Here is a 16,402-nt window from a genome sequence, read left to right on the forward strand (position 1 = left end):
CGCCGACGGGAGGGTCCTCGCATGGACAGAGCCCGCATTCACGTCCCTCCGGCCGGCCACCCTCGGGACGCAGGATTCATCTGGGCCAGGCAGTCTCCTGCCTCGTCGACTTCGCTCACTGCCGCCCTCTCTACACTTCGGCCCCTCCCCCGCTGTCGGATGCGCAACGCCCCAAAGGTGCCCGCCACGTCGAGCACCGCACGGCGCGCGCCGACGACCGAGTCAGCGAGCCTGACTGCTGAGCCAGCCGAGGCGGTGGTCGAGGAGGAACGTGGCGGGCGCAGCGCGTCGCAACATGACCCCTCCCGGCCGCCGAGAGGCTGCCGCCGAGCTATAGTCGCTTGGTCGCGAAAAGCGATGTTCCGCGGGCTCCCCCCGCAGGACATCGCTCGTACATCGATGCAGATGGTTCTGATCGTTGAGCGTCTCCTTGCTGTGACCGGGCATCCCGTCCGTTCCCGGCACTGACCATCGCCGGCGCGTGCCGGTGCGACAGAGGAGCGCAGCATGCACAAGACCATCGCCATCGTCGGAGCGGGACTGGGTGGGCTGACGCTGGCCCGGGTGCTTCAGGCTCACGGCATAGCCGCGACGATCTACGAGGGTGAAGCTTCGGCGACGACCCGGACGCAAGGCGGCCTGCTCGACATCCACGAAGAAACCGGCCAGGTCGCGCTTCGCGCAGCCGGTCTCTACGACGAGTTCCTCACTCGGGTCCGCCCGGGCGAGGACGCCAAGCGTGTGGTCGACCGCCACGGCACGATTCTGTGCGACATGCCTGCGAACCCCGCCTCAGCCCGTCCTGAGGTGGACCGAGGCGAACTCAGGCAGCTGCTCATCGACTCGCTGACGCCCGCGACGATCAGGTGGGGTCACAAGCTCGCTTCGGTCCGGCGCGGTGCGGAGGGCGACTACGACCTTCTCTTCGCCCAAGGTTCGGCCACGCGCGCCGACATCGTCATCGGCGCGGACGGTGCCTGGTCGCAGGTGCGTCCGCTGCTCACCCCCGCCAAACCTGTCTACAGCGGAACCTGCTTCATCGAGATCGCTCTCGCCTCCAGTGGCCAGAAACGTCGAGCGCACGTGGCTGCGATCGGCAGCGGCACGCTGATGGCGGTTGCGTCGGGCAAAGGCATCATCGCCCATGGCTACGCCGACGGGCGCGTGCTCGGATACGTGGCACTGAACAGGCCCGAGGAGTGGATGAGGTCGATCGACTTCGGCGACCCGTCCGAGGGCCTCCGCCAAGTTGCCGACGAGTTCGATGGCTGGTCGCCACTGCTCACCGCCTTCGTGACAGAGAGCGACACGGAACCGTTGCTGCGTCCCATCTACGCTCTTCCCATTGGACTCACCTGGGACAGGGTGCCCGGCTTGACGCTCATCGGCGATGCCGCTCATCTGATGTCGCCTTTTTCCGGCGAGGGTGCGAACCTCGCCATGTATGACGGTGCGGACCTGGCCAGCATGCTGGTTGAGCGACGTGACATCGAGGTCGCGCTCACCGCCTACGAAGAACGCATGTTCCTGCGTAGCAGCGACGCCGCCAGGCGCTCGGCACAGAACCTGGAGATCTTCTTCGGCCCGCAAGCACCTGAGAGCGTAGTCACCCTGTTCGATCACTCCTGATGGTGCGGTTGATGTGCATCGTCGTGGACTCCACGGTGGCTGGGCATGGTGGAGGGCCCGGGTGGATCAGACGCAAGCATCGTTGTCGCCGTGTCAATCCCCTCGAACTGTGGAGATCTTCTAGGAGCTGTCCGGCCGATCATGTGATTGCCCTGAGTCGGGGGTCTGGGGCCTGACCGAACGCTTCGTCGTAGGCTGCGGCTCATGGGCCTGTGGGACGTCTTGTCGAACAGAGAACGACAGCAGTGGATCTTCGATCCGTTCGTAAGCGTGGGTCCACTGCGGTTTGGAATGACTTCTGACGAGGCGTTCGCTGCACTCGGAGGCATCCGTGCGGCCACGCGCCAGCATTACCCTCGCTGGGACGTCGTGTGCCACACCTACTCCGAAGTGGGTCTGAAGCTCTACTTCGCGGTTGAGGGTTTGTGTGGAGTCTCGATCGATGCGCGTCGGGGACCGCAAGTCCGTGCGGACGAGACGGCCTTGGTCGGCCAGGTTCCCTCCGAGCTGGAACAGTGGCTGTTCGCTCGTGCGGACAGCCGGGAACCGTTCACGGAGCTCTTCTATCTGCCGGGCGCGGAGCCCGGATCGCTGACTCTTGGGGTGGCGCTCTGCGTGCAGCGAGCCGGCGATCATTTGCTCACGCGCCCCGTCTTCTTGGCCGCCGATGTCATGGATGACGTCTACCACCGGCTGCCGAGGGAAGCCTGGGCCATCTTCTGATCCCGGACGGCTGGGCACGAACACCCGTCCGCCCGGCGATCAGGCACGAAGCCAGATGATCAGGGCTGCGCAGTGACGGTACCGAGGAAAACGTAGCCGCGTTTGTCATAGCGGGTAGCCACCGCCCGCGAGTTCTTCAGCTTGTTGACGGCACGTTCGACGGTGTTGCGCTTCTTGTACCGGTCCTCGTCGAAGCCTGGTGGCCGTCCACCGCGTGAGCCCTTGCGTAGGCGGGCGGCCTGGCTGTCCGCCTTCTCCGGGATAGTGTGCCGGATTCCCCGGCGTCGCAGGTACTGACGGCAGGGTCCGTTGCTGTAGGCCTTATCGGCAGCGACACTGCCCGGCTTCTTGCGGGGCCTGCCCGGCCCGAGGCGGGGAACCCGGATCTTCTCCAGTACCGACACGAACTGGGTGCAGTCCGCGCGTTGGCCGGGGGTAACGATCAGGGACAACGGTCGGCAGCGCCCGTCGGCGCTCAGATGGATCTTGCTGGTAAAGCCACCCCGCGAGCGACCCAAGCCCTCGCCTCCTGCACCACCTCCACCAGGCGGTCGACCAGGCTCTGCCACACGGTCTCGGCCTGGTGTTCTGCCGCCGCGCCCCCCTTTGATGTGGCGGGCACGGGAGGGAGGTCGGTGCGGGCGCCGGCGGCATGATGGTGCGCGCGCACGCTTGTGGAGTCGACCGAGATGTCCCAGTCGATGTCGTCAGCCGCATCCGCCGCGGCCTGGACCTGCTGCAGAAGGCGTTCCCAGGTGCCGTCGCCCGACCACAGCCGGTGACGTTCGTAAACCGTTTTCCACGGCCCGAACCGCTCCGGGAGGTCTCGCCACTGAACCCCGGTCCGTACCCGGTGCAAAATCCCGTCGATCACCTGCCGGTGGTCACGCCACCTGCCGCACCGACCGTTGCTCACCGGCAGGAACGGTCGCAGCCGTGCCCACTCGGCATCCGACAGATCACCACGCTCACCCCGCCCCATGATGGGGCCAACGATGTGGACTCGATGGGGTTACGTGATCGGCCGGACAGCTCCTAAGCGGCGAGCTCCAAGGCGGAGTTGGCCCGGTGGTCGTGCTCGTAGTCGATCGGACTCTGATATCCACACACGCTGTGTAGTCGGTGTGTGTTGTAAAAGCCGGTGCTCCAGGTCGCGATCCGCAGTCGGGCCTCGGTGCGGGTGGCGAACGTGTGCCGGTAGACGTACTCGACCTTGAGCACGCTGTGGAACGCCTCGCTGACGGCGTTGTCGAAACACGACCCGACGCGGCCCATGGACCGGGTCACGCCCAAGCGACGACAGGCCCGGCGAAAGCGCCGGGAGCCGTATTCGGCGAGTTCAACCAGTCGTTGCAACACCAAGCTGCAGTAGTGAGCGTAGCTGCTCCTCGAAGACCTCGGCCGGGGTCTTCCAGCCGAGGATCTTGCGGGGTCGGATATTGATCGCCAGGGCGACGGCTTCGAGGTCCTCGGCGGACCACCGGGACAGGTCGGTGCCCTTCGGGAAACACTGACGCAGCAGCCCGTTCGTGATCTCGGTCAGGTCGCCGCACCACACCTGGTCAGGAGCGTCCGCGGTGAAGTCCCGCCGTACGAAGTCCGGGGCCGCCGACCGTTTGCCGGGCCGGGTCAGCCCGCGCCGTCGGCGGACCTTCCGTCCGGCCAGGCCGAGTTCGGCCATCAGACGGGCGACAGAGTTCACCGAGACCCGCCAGCCCGCGCGGACCAGGAGGAACCAGACCATCGGGGAGCCGTAGGTGCCGCCGGAGCCCTCGAAGATCTGCCGGATCACGTCGGCCAGCTGCCCGCGCCGGATCTCACGCGCGGTGGTGGGCTTGTCGCGCCACCTGTAGAACCAGGACTCCGACACCCCCCAGAACCCGGCAGGCCAGGCGGTGCGGGACGTGGTGCTCGGTCCTCCGGTTACCGATGAACGCGGCCAGGGCGGCCGGGGCCGTTTCGGTCACTTCACCCAGAGGACCATGCATCGCTTGAGGACATCACGCTCCATCTCCAGCTCGCGGATCCGCTTGTTTTTCCCCGCCCCATCCCGCCGCAGTCGCTCCAAGCTCGGCCCGCTCGGCTTCGCGCAGCCGCCCACCCGGTGCGGGCTCGGCAGGCTGGTCGGAACGACGCCGGCCCGTTGCGCCGCCACCGCGACACCCAGCTGTGCAGCGTGCCGGAATGCACACCGAGCTCCTCGGCGACCTCCGGGATCGGCCTGCCCGACTCGATCACAATGCGTACAGCACCCTCGCGAAACTCAGGCGTGTGCGTCCGTTGCTTGGACCCCATGAACCCCAACTTCCCCTGCAATCACGGACTCCACGCTACGAGGGGAGGGACACCGTCAGCGCCTACGCGCAGGCCAAGTCCTGACCGCTCTACCGCGAAGCCGCCTCCGGCTTCGTGATCGCATCGGCTATCCGCAGGGTCATCTGCAACTGGGTGGCATCACGGTGCGTCGGTGTCCACGAGAACACCGCGCTGCGCGCAAGGTCCCGCGTGGCCACCATGGCCGAGTTGTATCCGTACCGCTCCCCTGTCTTGCCCCACAGGGACACGCCGTTGACCGTGACCGTCTGAAGGCCCACGCTGTAGCGGGCCGGGGAGCCGTCCACCATCCGTACCTCCGGCGCCGGCAGGGCGAACATCTTGTCCAGCGTCGCCCTCGGCAGCAGCTTGCCCGGTGTGAACAGGGCTGTGATGAAGCGGTTCAGATCGCGTGTGGTCGAGATGATTTCGCCCTCGCCCCACGCCTCGGACTGGTTGTATTCCGTCGCGTCCTGCAGGGTGCCGTCCGACATCGCCAGGTAGCCGTGGACGTGACGGCCGTGGATCTTCGGGTCGTTGCCCGGGAAGGACGTGTGACGCAGGCCCAGCGGACGCAGGATGCGGTCGCCGATCACCTTGCCGTACGGCTTGCCCGTCACCTTTTCGAGCAGCAGGGCCGCCAGGACGTAGTTCATGCCCCGGTACTCCTGCTTCGTGCCCGGCGTGAACTTCATCGGGGCGTCCTCGGGGAGAGCGGCCACCAGCTGCATCGGCGTCCACTGGTCGTAGCGGTGCTCAAGGATCTGCTCCGGGGTGTCGGTCCGCTGAGAGTCGGGGATGCGCTCGTCCGGCAACCCGCTCGTGTGGTTGAGGAGTTGCGAGACCTTGATCGGGGCGTAGCCGTCGGGAAGGACGCCGGGCAGGTAGTCCTGAACAGGCCTGTCCAGGTCCAACCGGCCCTCCGCCGAGAGCTGCAGCACGGCCGTCGCCACGAAGACCTTCGTGATGCTGCCCGCACGGAACGTGTCGTCCTGGCAGACCGGTGCGCCCGTCCTTCTGTCCTCTACTCCTGCCGTGCCGTACCAATGTCCCGCCTTGCCGCTGATCAGCAGCTGAGCGGCCGTCGCCTGCGGGTGGTCCAGATCGGAGATCGCGGCGCGGAGCGCCGCCGTATCGAGCGGCGGGAGCGTGGTGGACGCGGGCGAAGTCGCAGGCGGCGGCGTGGCAGCTACAGCAGCAGGGGCCGCGGCGGCCGCGAGGAGGGCGACGGTCACAGCGCCACTCACGAGGGCCCGGCGAGACAGGAAGGTCGAAGTCATGACGATCATGATTCCGCCACGCCCTGGCGGTGCCATCCGGGAACACCCCCATCCTCCCCCTGACACGTCCCTGACGACCGGTCAGGGTTGGTGTGTTGACCCTCCTCGGGATCGTCCTCGTGATCCACCTGGACTGGAGTCCCGGATACCCGACCAGCAACATGCCGCCCTACAAGTGACGCGAGGACACGTCAGAACTGCCGAACTCCTTGGTTCCGGCCACGGCGTCGACGAACGGGCGGACGTCGGTGCCCTGCGGCCATAAGGTGGTGGCCAGGTCGACGACCCTGGCCTGGTTGATCGGGTACTCGTCGGTCTGGGCGGACTGTTCGCCGGTTCGGGCGGCGGCGGCCCAGGAAAGGACGAGACCTGCGTTGTTGACCACAGCCACCTTCTGCACGCAGGGCTGGGCCTGCGAGGGCGCGGCCGCAGCGGTGACCGCGGGCAGGCAGGCCAGTGCCGTCGCGCTCGCCAGGATCGCGGCCGACCGAGAGGGACTCCCTTCCGACCGGGACGGTCCCGGCCAGTGACCGCCGAGTGACCCGACGTTCCATCAGGAAACCTCTGTGTCGCAGGAGTCAAGAGTTGCCGGCCACGTCGGCTTCCTGCCCGGGCAGACGTGCCGACGCGTCGACACAGCGCTCGGGGCCCAGGTTTCTCCGGGCCGTCAGAGCGCGCACCTCGGCCCGACCGGCCGGACAGGCCTGTGTCCATGCCATGATCTGCGGCATGAGCACAGACACCGGGCACTCGGGGATCGTCTACTGGCGGCGCAGCCTGTGGAACGGCGCGCACTGCGAGCCCGTGCTGGTCACCCTGCGTCCCGACAGCCTGCACGTGCGGGACCGCTCGCTCAGCACCGTTCTGCAGGTCGACCCGCATGCGGTCTCCGCCCGGCTCTCCCGGCTCGGCACTCTCGTGCTGAAAGCCGACGGGCGGCGCTACGCCCTGGCCGGACGGGGCGCTTCCCTGTCCCCCGCACCGAGCGCGGAGCAGCAGCGGGCTTCGGAGCACGCCGGAAGCGGATCACGGGGACCGGCCGCTTCCGGCGGCGTCGTGGACCAGTTGCTCAACGGTGGAGCGGCGGCACGCATGCGTGACTGGTACGCCCGGTTGATCGCCGCCGGAGCCCGGGCGAGCTGACCCGGCTTATCACCAGGTCGCCACTGACGCGACAGTCGTCTCCCCGTCCCCGTCCCCGTCGGCGGTGAGCGATGACCCCTCTGATGAGAAGGCAAAGGAGGCAATGGGGACTGGGCACCGACGGCATCGGGGGACGCTGTCCGTGACGGCCTTCCATCGCCGCCGTGTGGAAGAGAGTGGAGAGCAACCGTGACTGACCGCCGCACAGAGTTTGTCGTATCCCCGGACAAGAGCCGGTTCGGACGCGTTGCCCTGGCCGTGGTACCGGCGGTCCTCGTGCCGGGCATCAGCATGACGCGCCTGCTCGCGAACGGGCGCGGCACCAGTGAGGGGCTCGGGCCGATGTCGATACCCGCGGCCATCGCTCTCGTCGCGCTCCCCTTCCTGTGGTACCTGGCCTATGCGGTCCTGCACACCGTGAACGCGTACGTGGCTTTCGCCGACGGCGCCGTTCTGGTGCGCAACTGGGCACGCCGGCTGACCGTCATCGAAGGACCCGGCTCCGTGGCGCGAACCCACATCAACTCCAGCGGCATCGCCGGTGCCGTGCTCGTCGTGAGTGACGACCGCGCCGCCGTCATGCTCAATCCCCGCCAGTGGCGTGAGGCCGAGCTCGAGAAGGTGTGGCGCAGGGCGGCTCTTCCTGAGAAGTTCGGGGGTACCCCGACCCCACGTGAGCTTCGCAAGCGTTACCCGACGATCCGGATACCGCTGTACATCCGGTATCCCGGCGTCGTCTACACGTTCTGGACCATCCTCGTCATTCTCTACATCGGAGTGGTGGTGAACGTCTTCGCCCGCATCTGAGGGTCCGACGAATTGGACGCGGACGACGTGGCGTGCGGGTCAGTCGAACATGGCGCAGTGGACCGCGTCCATCAGGGCCGCGCCGGTCCGGTGCGCCTCCTTGGTGAGCGTGGACGTGGTGAAGTAGAAGGAAGCCGTGCGACGGCCGGTGGAGTCGGTGACGTTGTAGGTCGCATAGCCAGGGACGACGCCCACATGGTCCCAGACCGTGCCGCAGGAGGTCTTCGCCGTCTCGATGCCCAACCCGTAGCCGAGCTCGTCCGGGTCCTCCGGCCCGCTCTCCGGCACGGTCGTGCGCATCTCGGCCAGTTGGGCGGCGGACAGCAAGCGGCCCGACATCAGCGCATTGTAGAAGCGGGACCAGTCAGCGGCGGTGGACACGATCGCGGCATCCGCTCCGGCGGCCGTGACGTAGTCGCCCGTGACGTCCACGTGGTCGTCGTGCTGCGGTCCGGCGTAGTGCCTGAACTCCTCGGGGACGCCCGCGGGCATGTGGGCGGCGTCGGGCTCGTATCCGTGCGCGTGCCGGTCGTGCCAGGCGGAGCCGGTGGCGTAGAAGGTGTGGTGGAGCCTGAGAGGTTCGGTGATCCGGTCCCGGACCAGCGCTGCGAGCGTCTTCCCGGTGGCCTTCTCCAGGACGGCACCGATCGCGATGTAGTTGGTGTTGCTGTACGACCACTCGGTGCCGGGCTCGAACAGTGCCGGGTGTCCGTTCACAAGGTCCAGGATTTCCGTCGACGTCCACACGTGGGAGTCCCAGCCGGTGAGCGCCGGTGCGAGGGCGGGGTCCTCGGTGTAGTCGAACAGCCCGCTGGTGTGGTTGAGCAGCATGCGCAGGGTGATCGCCCTGCCGTTGCGCACTTCGCCGGGCAGCCACTTGTCGACCGGGTCGGCCAGAGCGAGTCTGTGCTCGGCGACCAGTTGCAGGACGAGGGTGGCCATCACCGTCTTGGTGTTGGACGCTTCTCGCACCTCGTCGTCCGCCCGCAACCGATGGTCCTTCTTCGTCCAGGCGGCCTGCTCGGAGATCTCGATCGGCCTGCCGTGACCGTCGTCCACCCGCACGACTACCCCAGGCACTCCCTCGTCCACCAACTTCCGCGCCAACTCCCGCAGGTGAGCGCGCGCCTTCGCAGTGCGGTCCCGCGGGGTCGCCGGGGGCAGGCGAAGGCCGCCGGCCGCACTTTCCCGGACCGCCGCACTCTCATCGATCGTGTTCGCACTCGACGGGGCCGCAGCCATGGGCACCACGAGGGCCGCGGACACGACAACCGTTGCTACTGCGCGTAGCGCCCTCAATGGGAAGCGCCCTCGAACGCCCACACGTACGCGCAATTCGCACTCCTTCACAATCCGGGAAGGTGGTCGGGCACCATCGGGGATCCGGGGGGCGAACACAGGCTCCGCTTCGGCGAGTTGTCGTGCAACCCTGGGCGAAGCCGGGTCCGGCCGGCCCTGCACGGGCCCGGTGCGCCCCTCGGAGAATAGCCGAAGGCGGGAAGAAGTGATGACTGTCGGTTACTTGATTGTCTTCCCGATGCTTTCTTCCTGAGCGGAGCCCGCGAGACGGGCGGTTCCCCTGAGAGAACGCGCGCCTCCGCCCCCTGCCCCCGGGCGGACGCCCCCTGCTCCCGCGGTGCTCTGGGTCACTCGAAGAGGGCGGCGACTCCTCTGATCCAGATCGCGAGGAACGCAAGGGCGATCACCAGGCTGCCGACGCCCGCCAGCACGCCTGCGACCGTCCATGGCTCGAAGGGCGCCTTGTGCTGCTCTTCCAGTTCGCCGTAGGAGGCGGGGTCGTCCCAGTCGACGGGGCGCCCCAGTTCCTCGGCGCAGGCGGTCCGCACTGCGAGCAACTGCTTCTCCGCGAAGGATGTGGCAGCCAACGCCTCGGGGCCGCGCCAGGCGAGGGCCTTCATCCGCCACCCGGGAGACCCGTAGCGCGACTCGAAGGCGGCGGTCTCGTCCGCGTCGCGGTCCTCTTCGAGGAACATCCAGCGTCCGGCCTCGGCGGCGTCGCCGTAGCGCCGGTACACCTCGGCCAGACGCCGACGGAGCGTCAGGTCGTGCGGAAAGGACGAGATGAGACCGCGCAGACGCTGGCGCGCGACGGGAATCCGGCCGGCGGCCAGGTCTGCGTCGACTCGGGCAAGCGTCTCACTCAGGGGCATGAACACATGATCGCTCATCCCACTGATCCTCGTCGATCTGGTTTGCCGCTCAGCACCGCGCGGTCGCGTGACAGGCGTCCCCTCGGTCCGTCGCGCTCCCGCCCGCCTGGCGAACGTCGGCAGTGTCAGGTGAATTGGAAGAAGAGCGTGTCCTGGGTGTACCAGTCGATGTTCTTCGTGGCGTACTCCCACTCGACGTGCTCCGACTCGAGCGTTTCGCTCAGCTCTTGAACGTCGTACTGGAAGTCGGGGTCCATCTCGTCCCGGACGGCGCGGTGGGCCTCGGCGGCCGGATTGGCCCTGTCGAGCGCACGTCGACGGCCTCGCGCAGCAGGGCGCCCTGCGCGCGGGGCGCGACCAGTGCGCCGAGTCGGTGCCCGGCGGCCGGCCCGGGCCCGCGACCGCGACCCGGCGGGCGCGCTCACCGGCGGCCGGCTGGCCCCGGTGCATGTCGTAGGCGGCGATCATCGTGTCGAGCGCACGGGCTCCCGAGGAGTGCGCGACCGGCAGCCGACGCAGGCGCGGGACCCGGTAACAAGCCTGACGTCGACTCAGGCACTCGGGCATGATGATCGATTGCATGGGTGGCCGGTCATGGCGGATACCGACCGGAGGGATGGCGCGACCCCATAGTCTGAGCCCCGTCCGCACTGTCTGGGGGGAGCAATGACCAGTAGGTTCACCGAGTTGGTTGTCGACTGCCATGATCCGGAGCGGATCGCGGCCTTCTGGTGCGCGGTCCTGGGCTTCCAGGTGATCGGCCGGAGCGAGGGCAAGGTCGAGATCGGCTCCTGGGAGCCGACCGTCGAGGAGGTCCGGGCCCGCCAGATGCCGCCCACCCTGCTCTTCATCCAGGTCCCCGAGAGCAAGGCCGTGAAGAACCGGCTCCATCTGGACGTCAGCCCGATCGACGCCGGGACCGACGAGGAGGTGGCGAGGCTGATCGGCCTCGGCGCCGTCAAGGCAGACGTGGGCCAGGACCCCGGCCGGAGCTGGGTGGTCATGGCCGACCCCGAGGGCAACGAGTTCGACGTCGTGCGCACATTGGCACCGTCCGATGCGATGGACACGCAGAAGAGTCAGGGACTCTCCGGTGGATCGGCTGGCTGTTGCAGTTCCAGAGCTCCACGATCTCCCCGACCTTGAGCGAGGGGGACGCGATCGCGGCGGCGCGTCCCACGGCCCCCGCGCTGAGCTTCCTCCGAGGACGTGCCGCTGCGTTCATGCGTGTTCCCTCCTGTCGAGACGTGCTGTTCTCCGGGCGCCGGTGCCGGTGCCGGTGCCCGGAGGCGTCACGCGGTCCGGACGTCCCACCACTGCTGGGACTGGAAGTTCTTGCCCCACAGCTGGGCCTCGGCGCCGTTGCCGGGGACGTTGGTGTTGCGGTCCAGCACGGTGTTGTTGCCGTTGTTGAAGCGGGCGTTGTAGATGGCCAGGTCCCCCGAGGGGTGGTACCACTGCTGCTGGGTGGTGCCGTTGCACTGCCACAGCTGCACCCGGTTGCCGTTGGCGCCGCCGCCGTTGGTGTCGGCGTCCAGGCACATGCCCGGGAACCGCACGCTCCGCAGGCTGCCGTCGGTGGACAGCAGCCACTCTTGCTGGGTAGTGCCGTTGCACCCCCACACCTGGACCTTGGTGCCGTTGCCGCCGGCGGTGGCGTCGGCGTCCAGGCACTGGCCCGGGGTCGCCTGGTACAGGCTGTAGATCCGGACGTAGATGCCCGCGGCGAGGGAGCCCGCCCGGGCCCCGGGCGCCTGGCCCTGCTCCCAGGCCACGTGGTGGGCGGCGGGCTCGGCGGGCTGGGCGGATGCCGCGCCTGAGGCACCGACGGTGAGGGCCGCCACGGCGGTCGCGACGGCGGCCAGCTTCTTGTGAAGGATCACAGGTCCTGTTTCCTTTCGGGGTCGGTCTGTGCGGTGAAATCCAGGAAACGGCACGCCGATTGACCGGTCCAATGATTCGATTTCTTTCGAAGCGACTGGCGAAAGGGGAACGCGTGTGATCCGGATCCGCCTGGGCGCCCGGGGGCTGGGGGGCGTGCGGTTCGCGGTCTCACCGATGGGCTCGGCCAAAGACCTGCTGCGCCTCGTCGGCTTCAACCCAGGCACCCTGACGCCGTCCTGGCGGAGCAGGGCCACGGACGCGCTGACCCGGCACCGGCTCGGGCTGCTGGCCGTGGTCGGCGGAGGAGGCCCCCTCGGTTACGCCCCGGACTTCCTGCGGCCGGAACCCCCGGCCTTCCTGACCGACATCGACACCGCGCTGCACCAGATCGCGACGACCCCGCAGGAACGGATCCGCTACGAGCTGGCCGAGGCCGTCAACGGCCACTCCTGGGACCCCGGTTCCGGCCACCCGGCGCCGCGGCAGCTCCTGCAGGCCCTCGGCCGGGGGGAGGACCACTTCGCGCGCCGACTCGCCGACGAGATGGCACGGTTCTGGCACGCGGCACTGAAGCCCTCGTGGCCGGCCATCCGGACCCGACTGGAAGCCGACGTCACCGCCCGGGCCTCCGATATCACCCAGTACGGGCTCGCCGAGGCCCTCAACCGGCTGGCCCCGAACCTGGAATGGCGCGGCGGCGAACTGCTCGTCCACCTCCGCACGGACAGCATCCACCGGCTGACGCTGGACGCGGAAGCGGTGATCCTCACGCCGAGCGTCTTCGTCGACCGGGCCCTCTTCTGCGCCGGGGAACCGCCCGGAACGCCCGCGCCGCGCACCCCGCTCATCGTCTATCCCGCCGCGAAGGTCGACTGTCTTCCGCCCGCCCAGGACCCGCTGATCGGCGCGACGCGGCGAAAGCTCCTGGCCGAGCTGAGCCAACCGCGTTCCACGACGGAGATCGCCAAGCGGCTCTACCTGAGTCCGGCCACCGTCTCCTACCACCTGCAGATCCTCCACCGGGCCGGGCTCGTCACCCGTGCCCGACGGTCCCGGCACGTGCTCTACCAGCGGCTCGGGGGAATGGTGTAGGCGTACCAGCCCCGCCCCGCCCCGCGCGCCCGGGAGGGGCGGGGGCGGGCCGCACCCGGGCGAGCGAGGGGGCACCCGTCGAGACGGCCGCTACGAGGTCCAACCGACGGGGGTCATGGCCCCGCCGAAGACCTGGATGATCCTGGAGGTCGGCTGGACCGTCGAGACTCGATCACCACATGGGACACACTACTAAAGGGCGGTATGTGAGCCAATGCCGGTTTTCGGGGTGCAGCTCATGCTGGGCGACAGGTCGCGATGGCGCGCTTGACGTCCATCACCGTGCCGCGCGGCGGAGCCGACATGGGTGAGGGGCGGTAGGGCATCCGAGGTGAAGGCAGTGGGCTGACCGCGATTTCGGGGCCGCCCGTCGACGTCAAGAGTCTCTTGGGAGTGAGAAGGTGAAGGGCTTCCGCAGCTTCATCCTGCGCGGCAACGTGGTCGACCTGGCCGTCGGCATCGTCATCGGGGCAGCGTTCACCGCCGTGGTGAACGGCTTCGTCAGCGCCTTCCTGACACCACTCGTCGGACTGGCCACCGGCGCCACGGGCGACATGGGCCGCAAGACCTTCACCGTAGGCGCCACGAAGTTCCCCTACGGCGCCTTCATCAACGCGGCGATCAGCTTCCTCCTCCTCGCCAGCGCTCTGTACTTCCTGGTCGTGCTCCCGATCAACAAGCTCCACGAACGCCTCGCCCCGCACCAAGACGTCCAGGCCCCCAAACGGGACTGCCCCGAATGCCTCAGCCCCGTCCCCGCACAGGCCCGACGCTGCGCCTCCTGCACCGTCCCCCTGCCCGCCGTACCCGCTCAGGCCGGGGAGACGACCCAGCGCGCCGGGTGACCCGGACGGTTGATCCCGCACTCGACCGTGTGCCGCTGCTTGTCGTCGTCCCTTCGAACTCCGACGGCCGTCCACCGGGCGAGCCGCGCTCGATCCGGTTGCGACACGGTCCGCCGGGGCTGGGAATCGTGGCCTTGATCCCGCGTCTGCGCAGGCCGGAGCGGTTGCTGCGGGAGTCGTACGCCTTGTCGGTCCGGGTGCTTGCGCGGCCTGCCGCGCCCGGGCCGGGGCACCCGGATCGGATGCGAGACCAGCTCGAACTGCGGTGAGTCGCCCCGCTGTCCCGCCGTGACCATCACCGACAAGGGCTTCTGTCCATGCTCGACCGCACGGTGGACCTTGCCGGTCAGGCCGCCCCGGGAACCCGGCCCGCCGGCACAGGGTTTCAGGAGTGCCCGGCATCCGGACCGAGGACGAGGCGCAGGGTATCGGTGAGCACCGCGGTGGGGACCGACGGGTCGGCCACGCGCTGCACCCCGGGTCCGATGCCGAATCTCGGGCCGCAAGCCGGCCACCATGCCCGAGGCGGCTTCAAGATCTTTGCGGGACAGCCCTTTGGCGAGTCCTGTGCTCAGTACCTACTCGCACTCGGGCCGCCCGTCTCGCTCACCGGAGTCAGCCCCCACCCGCCTGCGCGACAGTTGTGCGCAGCAACTCGGCCATCGATCGGCCTGCCACCCGCAGCGGTTCCGGATCACGAGCAGCCCGGCCGAGCATAAACGCCCCCTCAAGCATCATGATCATCGAGTAGGCGAGCGATCGCGCCGCGGTTGGGTCGTCGACCCAACGGCCGAACCACTGCGCCGCGTCGTCGACCCACTCCTCGAAGACCTCTGCCGTCGCGGCCCTCAGCACCTCATTGCTGCTGGCAACCTCCAATGCCACCGTCCCGATCGGGCATGCGTCGGCATAGTTCGCCGCGGCAATGTCGTCCGCAGCTGCCTCGAAGGCGTGCACGAGGGATTCGGCAGGGTCCGGCACACTGTCCAGCAGAGCCAACACCATTCGGCCGTACTCGGGTCCGGACGTGCGGATCATGTCCTCGGCCAGTTGCTGCTTGCCACCGGGGAAGAAGTGATAGATCGAGCCGAACGGCGCTTCTGCCGCTGTCGCGACCCGCTTGAGGCCGGTGGCCGAGTAGCCGTGGCGGCGGAACAGCATCGCGGCGGCGGCCTGGATCCTGGATCGTGTGTCCGATTGCCCCATTGCCCCCAGCTTTTCCTGCCTCCAAGATTACAGTAGAACAATCTATCAAATGGGGGTTCGATGCCGAGGATCGAGCTGTCGTCTGGACCGGTTGACTACCAGGACACCGGCGGTGATGGGCCGGTGCTGGTGTTCGGCCACGGTATGCCGATGAACGAGACCCAGTGGCGCAAGGTGGTCCCACTGCTGGACGGTTACCGCTGTGTCCTGCCTACGCTGCCCCTCGGCGGTCACCGCCGGCCGATGAACCCGGATGCAGACCTGTCTCAGCGAGGTGTCGCCCGGCTCTTAGGTGAGTTCATCGAACGGCTCGGCCTGGACGAGGTGACCCTTGTCCTCAACGACTGGGGCGGGGGCCAGTTCCTGGTGTCGGAAGGGCGGGCCCAGAGGCTCGCGCGTCTGGTGCTGGTGTCCTGCGAGGCCTTCGACAACTTTCCCCCCGGACCCGCCAAGGCGATGGCCCAGGTATGCAGGGTCCCCGGCGGCGTCTGGCTCCTGACCCGACTCATGGGTATCCCCGCGTTCCGCCACAACCGGGCCGGATACGGTGGGATGAGCCTGCGCGGGATCCCCGACGAGATCATGGACGACTGGTTCGCTCCCGCCACCCACAGCAGGGCCATTCGCAAGGACCTCGCCAAGTTCGCCACCGGAGCACCCGACCGCAGGACACTGCTGGACTGGAGCGAGCGGTTGCGTGAATTCGACCGCCCGGTACTGGTCGTCTGGGCGACCGAGGACAGACTGATGCCGCGTGAGCACGGCCCCCGACTGGCCGAGTTGTACCCGCAGGGCCGGCTGATCGAGATCGCCGACTCGTCCACCCTCATCCCCGAGGACCAGCCCAAACGGCTTGCCGACGTGCTGACTGACTTTCTTGTCCAGACCGGAGCAGAGCCGGCCCGACACGCCGGCTGAGTGCGGGGGAAGTAGCCGGAAACAGCCGCTACCGCCCATCGGTCAACTGAAGTGCTCACACTGGCAACTGGGATACTCAGTCATGATTGATCATGCTGGGCGCCGTGGAACGACTCCCGAACCCACCAGCGAAACGACTCTTGCGGAAACTGGAGCAGCCAGCTCTGGAATCCTTGTCCAGAAGGGTGAACGGTCGATCTGAGGGGACGAACGGTGCCGATGTGGGAGCCGTCTGAGGCTGATCTCCAGCTCCTCCGAAAAGTGTTTGTGCGGGCCGCGGAGGGGTTCGGCTGCCAGACCGCCGATGGGGTTCGGGCTGAGGGTTGGAGAGGGCGGACTCTGGGCGGCAAGGTGACGATGAACGGACTTGCCAGGTGGCTTCGGGTGGTCG

At 68.2% G+C, this 16,402-nt stretch carries 17 protein-coding genes and 4 pseudogenes; 9 read left to right on the forward strand and 12 right to left on the reverse strand.

All coding sequences use genetic code 11. The features are described 5' to 3' along the window. The first annotated feature begins 507 nt into the window (after positions 1-507). On the forward strand, positions 508-1,629 hold the full coding sequence (locus tag Sri02f_RS01425) for an FAD-dependent oxidoreductase (protein ID WP_108999205.1): 1,122 nt from the start codon (positions 508-510) through the stop codon (positions 1,627-1,629). A 204-nt stretch (positions 1,630-1,833) separates the two neighbouring features. Further along, positions 1,834-2,352 carry a hypothetical protein gene (locus Sri02f_RS01430; protein WP_108999206.1) on the forward strand — a complete coding sequence of 173 codons (519 nt, stop codon included), beginning with the start codon at positions 1,834-1,836 and terminating at the stop codon, positions 2,350-2,352. A 39-nt stretch (positions 2,353-2,391) separates the two neighbouring features. Here Sri02f_RS01430 and Sri02f_RS01435 read toward each other — a convergent pair. The 7 genes and pseudogenes from Sri02f_RS01435 to Sri02f_RS01460 all read right to left on the reverse strand — a co-directional run bounded on the left by Sri02f_RS01435 (position 2,392) and on the right by Sri02f_RS01460 (position 6,330). Beyond that, positions 2,392-3,334: pseudogene (locus Sri02f_RS01435) on the reverse strand (IS5 family transposase). A gap of 53 nt (positions 3,335-3,387) precedes the next feature. Then, a complete protein-coding gene (locus Sri02f_RS01440) occupies positions 3,388-3,639 on the reverse strand; it encodes an integrase core domain-containing protein (RefSeq protein WP_245970294.1) in 252 nt (83 codons plus the stop codon). 52 nt (positions 3,640-3,691) lie between these two features. Further along, a pseudogene (locus Sri02f_RS42485) lies at positions 3,692-3,889 on the reverse strand (transposase); the annotation flags it as partial. Positions 3,890-4,003: 114 nt separating this feature from the next. Beyond that, a pseudogene (locus tag Sri02f_RS43815) lies at positions 4,004-4,222 on the reverse strand (IS3 family transposase); the annotation flags it as partial. Between the two features lie 98 nt (positions 4,223-4,320). Next, complete coding sequence (locus tag Sri02f_RS01450) at positions 4,321-4,647, reverse strand: transposase (protein ID WP_245970302.1); 327 nt, start codon at positions 4,645-4,647, stop codon at positions 4,321-4,323. Positions 4,648-4,736: 89 nt separating this feature from the next. Beyond that, positions 4,737-5,945 (reverse strand): serine hydrolase domain-containing protein, encoded by a 1,209-nt coding sequence (locus Sri02f_RS01455; protein ID WP_108999275.1) that lies wholly within the window; start codon positions 5,943-5,945, stop codon positions 4,737-4,739. Positions 5,946-6,114: 169 nt separating this feature from the next. Then, on the reverse strand, positions 6,115-6,330 hold the full coding sequence (locus Sri02f_RS01460; protein WP_108999209.1) for a hypothetical protein: 216 nt from the start codon (positions 6,328-6,330) through the stop codon (positions 6,115-6,117). On the opposite strand from Sri02f_RS01460, the gene Sri02f_RS41025 reads away from it, so the two are divergent. The 3 genes from Sri02f_RS41025 (at position 6,323) to Sri02f_RS01470 (ending at position 7,895) form a co-directional block, all read left to right on the forward strand. Continuing rightward, a complete protein-coding gene (locus Sri02f_RS41025) occupies positions 6,323-6,475 on the forward strand; it encodes a hypothetical protein (protein ID WP_159106643.1) in 153 nt (50 codons plus the stop codon). The two genes, Sri02f_RS01460 and Sri02f_RS41025, sit on opposite strands and share 8 nt — an antisense overlap. Positions 6,476-6,674: 199 nt before the next feature. After that, complete coding sequence (locus Sri02f_RS01465) at positions 6,675-7,088, forward strand: hypothetical protein (RefSeq protein WP_108999210.1); 414 nt, start codon at positions 6,675-6,677, stop codon at positions 7,086-7,088. 189 nt (positions 7,089-7,277) lie between these two features. Then, positions 7,278-7,895, forward strand: a complete 618-nt coding sequence (locus tag Sri02f_RS01470) for a hypothetical protein (RefSeq protein WP_159106644.1) — start codon at positions 7,278-7,280, stop codon at positions 7,893-7,895. 39 nt (positions 7,896-7,934) lie between these two features. Here Sri02f_RS01470 and Sri02f_RS01475 read toward each other — a convergent pair whose 3' ends face one another. From Sri02f_RS01475 to Sri02f_RS44315, 3 genes are all read right to left on the reverse strand, one after another. Beyond that, a complete protein-coding gene (locus Sri02f_RS01475; RefSeq protein ID WP_373865057.1) occupies positions 7,935-9,059 on the reverse strand; it encodes a serine hydrolase domain-containing protein in 1,125 nt (374 codons plus the stop codon). Between the two features lie 482 nt (positions 9,060-9,541). Continuing rightward, positions 9,542-10,066, reverse strand: a complete 525-nt coding sequence (locus Sri02f_RS01480; RefSeq protein WP_108999277.1) for a DUF6584 family protein — start codon at positions 10,064-10,066, stop codon at positions 9,542-9,544. A 125-nt stretch (positions 10,067-10,191) separates the two neighbouring features. After that, a complete protein-coding gene (locus Sri02f_RS44315) occupies positions 10,192-10,491 on the reverse strand; it encodes a DUF7691 family protein (protein WP_445009684.1) in 300 nt (99 codons plus the stop codon). Positions 10,492-10,732: 241 nt separating this feature from the next. Between Sri02f_RS44315 and Sri02f_RS01490 the strand changes: the two are divergent. After that, positions 10,733-11,119 (forward strand): annotated as a pseudogene (locus Sri02f_RS01490) (VOC family protein); the annotation flags it as partial. A 239-nt stretch (positions 11,120-11,358) separates the two neighbouring features. Here the strand turns inward: Sri02f_RS01490 and Sri02f_RS01495 are convergent. Next, the gene (locus Sri02f_RS01495; protein ID WP_218029825.1) at positions 11,359-11,949 is read right to left on the reverse strand and encodes an RICIN domain-containing protein; all 591 of its coding nucleotides are present in this window, start codon (positions 11,947-11,949) and stop codon (positions 11,359-11,361) included. Positions 11,950-12,064: 115 nt separating this feature from the next. Here Sri02f_RS01495 and Sri02f_RS01500 point away from each other — a divergent pair, with 115 nt between their 5' ends. Together Sri02f_RS01500 and mscL are read left to right on the forward strand one after the other, a co-directional pair. Further along, positions 12,065-13,042 (forward strand): winged helix-turn-helix domain-containing protein, encoded by a 978-nt coding sequence (locus Sri02f_RS01500; protein WP_218029827.1) that lies wholly within the window; start codon positions 12,065-12,067, stop codon positions 13,040-13,042. A 401-nt stretch (positions 13,043-13,443) separates the two neighbouring features. Beyond that, positions 13,444-13,887, forward strand: coding sequence for a large conductance mechanosensitive channel protein MscL (gene mscL, locus Sri02f_RS01505; protein ID WP_108999214.1), 444 nt, complete (start codon positions 13,444-13,446; stop codon positions 13,885-13,887). Between the two features lie 615 nt (positions 13,888-14,502). On the opposite strand, the gene Sri02f_RS01515 is transcribed toward mscL, so the two are convergent. Continuing rightward, positions 14,503-15,093, reverse strand: coding sequence for a TetR/AcrR family transcriptional regulator (locus Sri02f_RS01515; protein WP_108999215.1), 591 nt, complete (start codon positions 15,091-15,093; stop codon positions 14,503-14,505). 60 nt (positions 15,094-15,153) lie between these two features. Between Sri02f_RS01515 and Sri02f_RS01520 the strand changes: the two genes are divergently transcribed. Then, positions 15,154-16,011 carry an alpha/beta fold hydrolase gene (locus tag Sri02f_RS01520; protein WP_108999216.1) on the forward strand — a complete coding sequence of 286 codons (858 nt, stop codon included), beginning with the start codon at positions 15,154-15,156 and terminating at the stop codon, positions 16,009-16,011. Positions 16,012-16,402: the final 391 nt, after the last annotated feature.

This window comes from Streptomyces rishiriensis (assembly GCF_003112535.1).
In the GTDB taxonomy this organism is placed as follows: Bacteria; Actinomycetota; Actinomycetes; order Streptomycetales; family Streptomycetaceae; genus Streptomyces; species Streptomyces rishiriensis.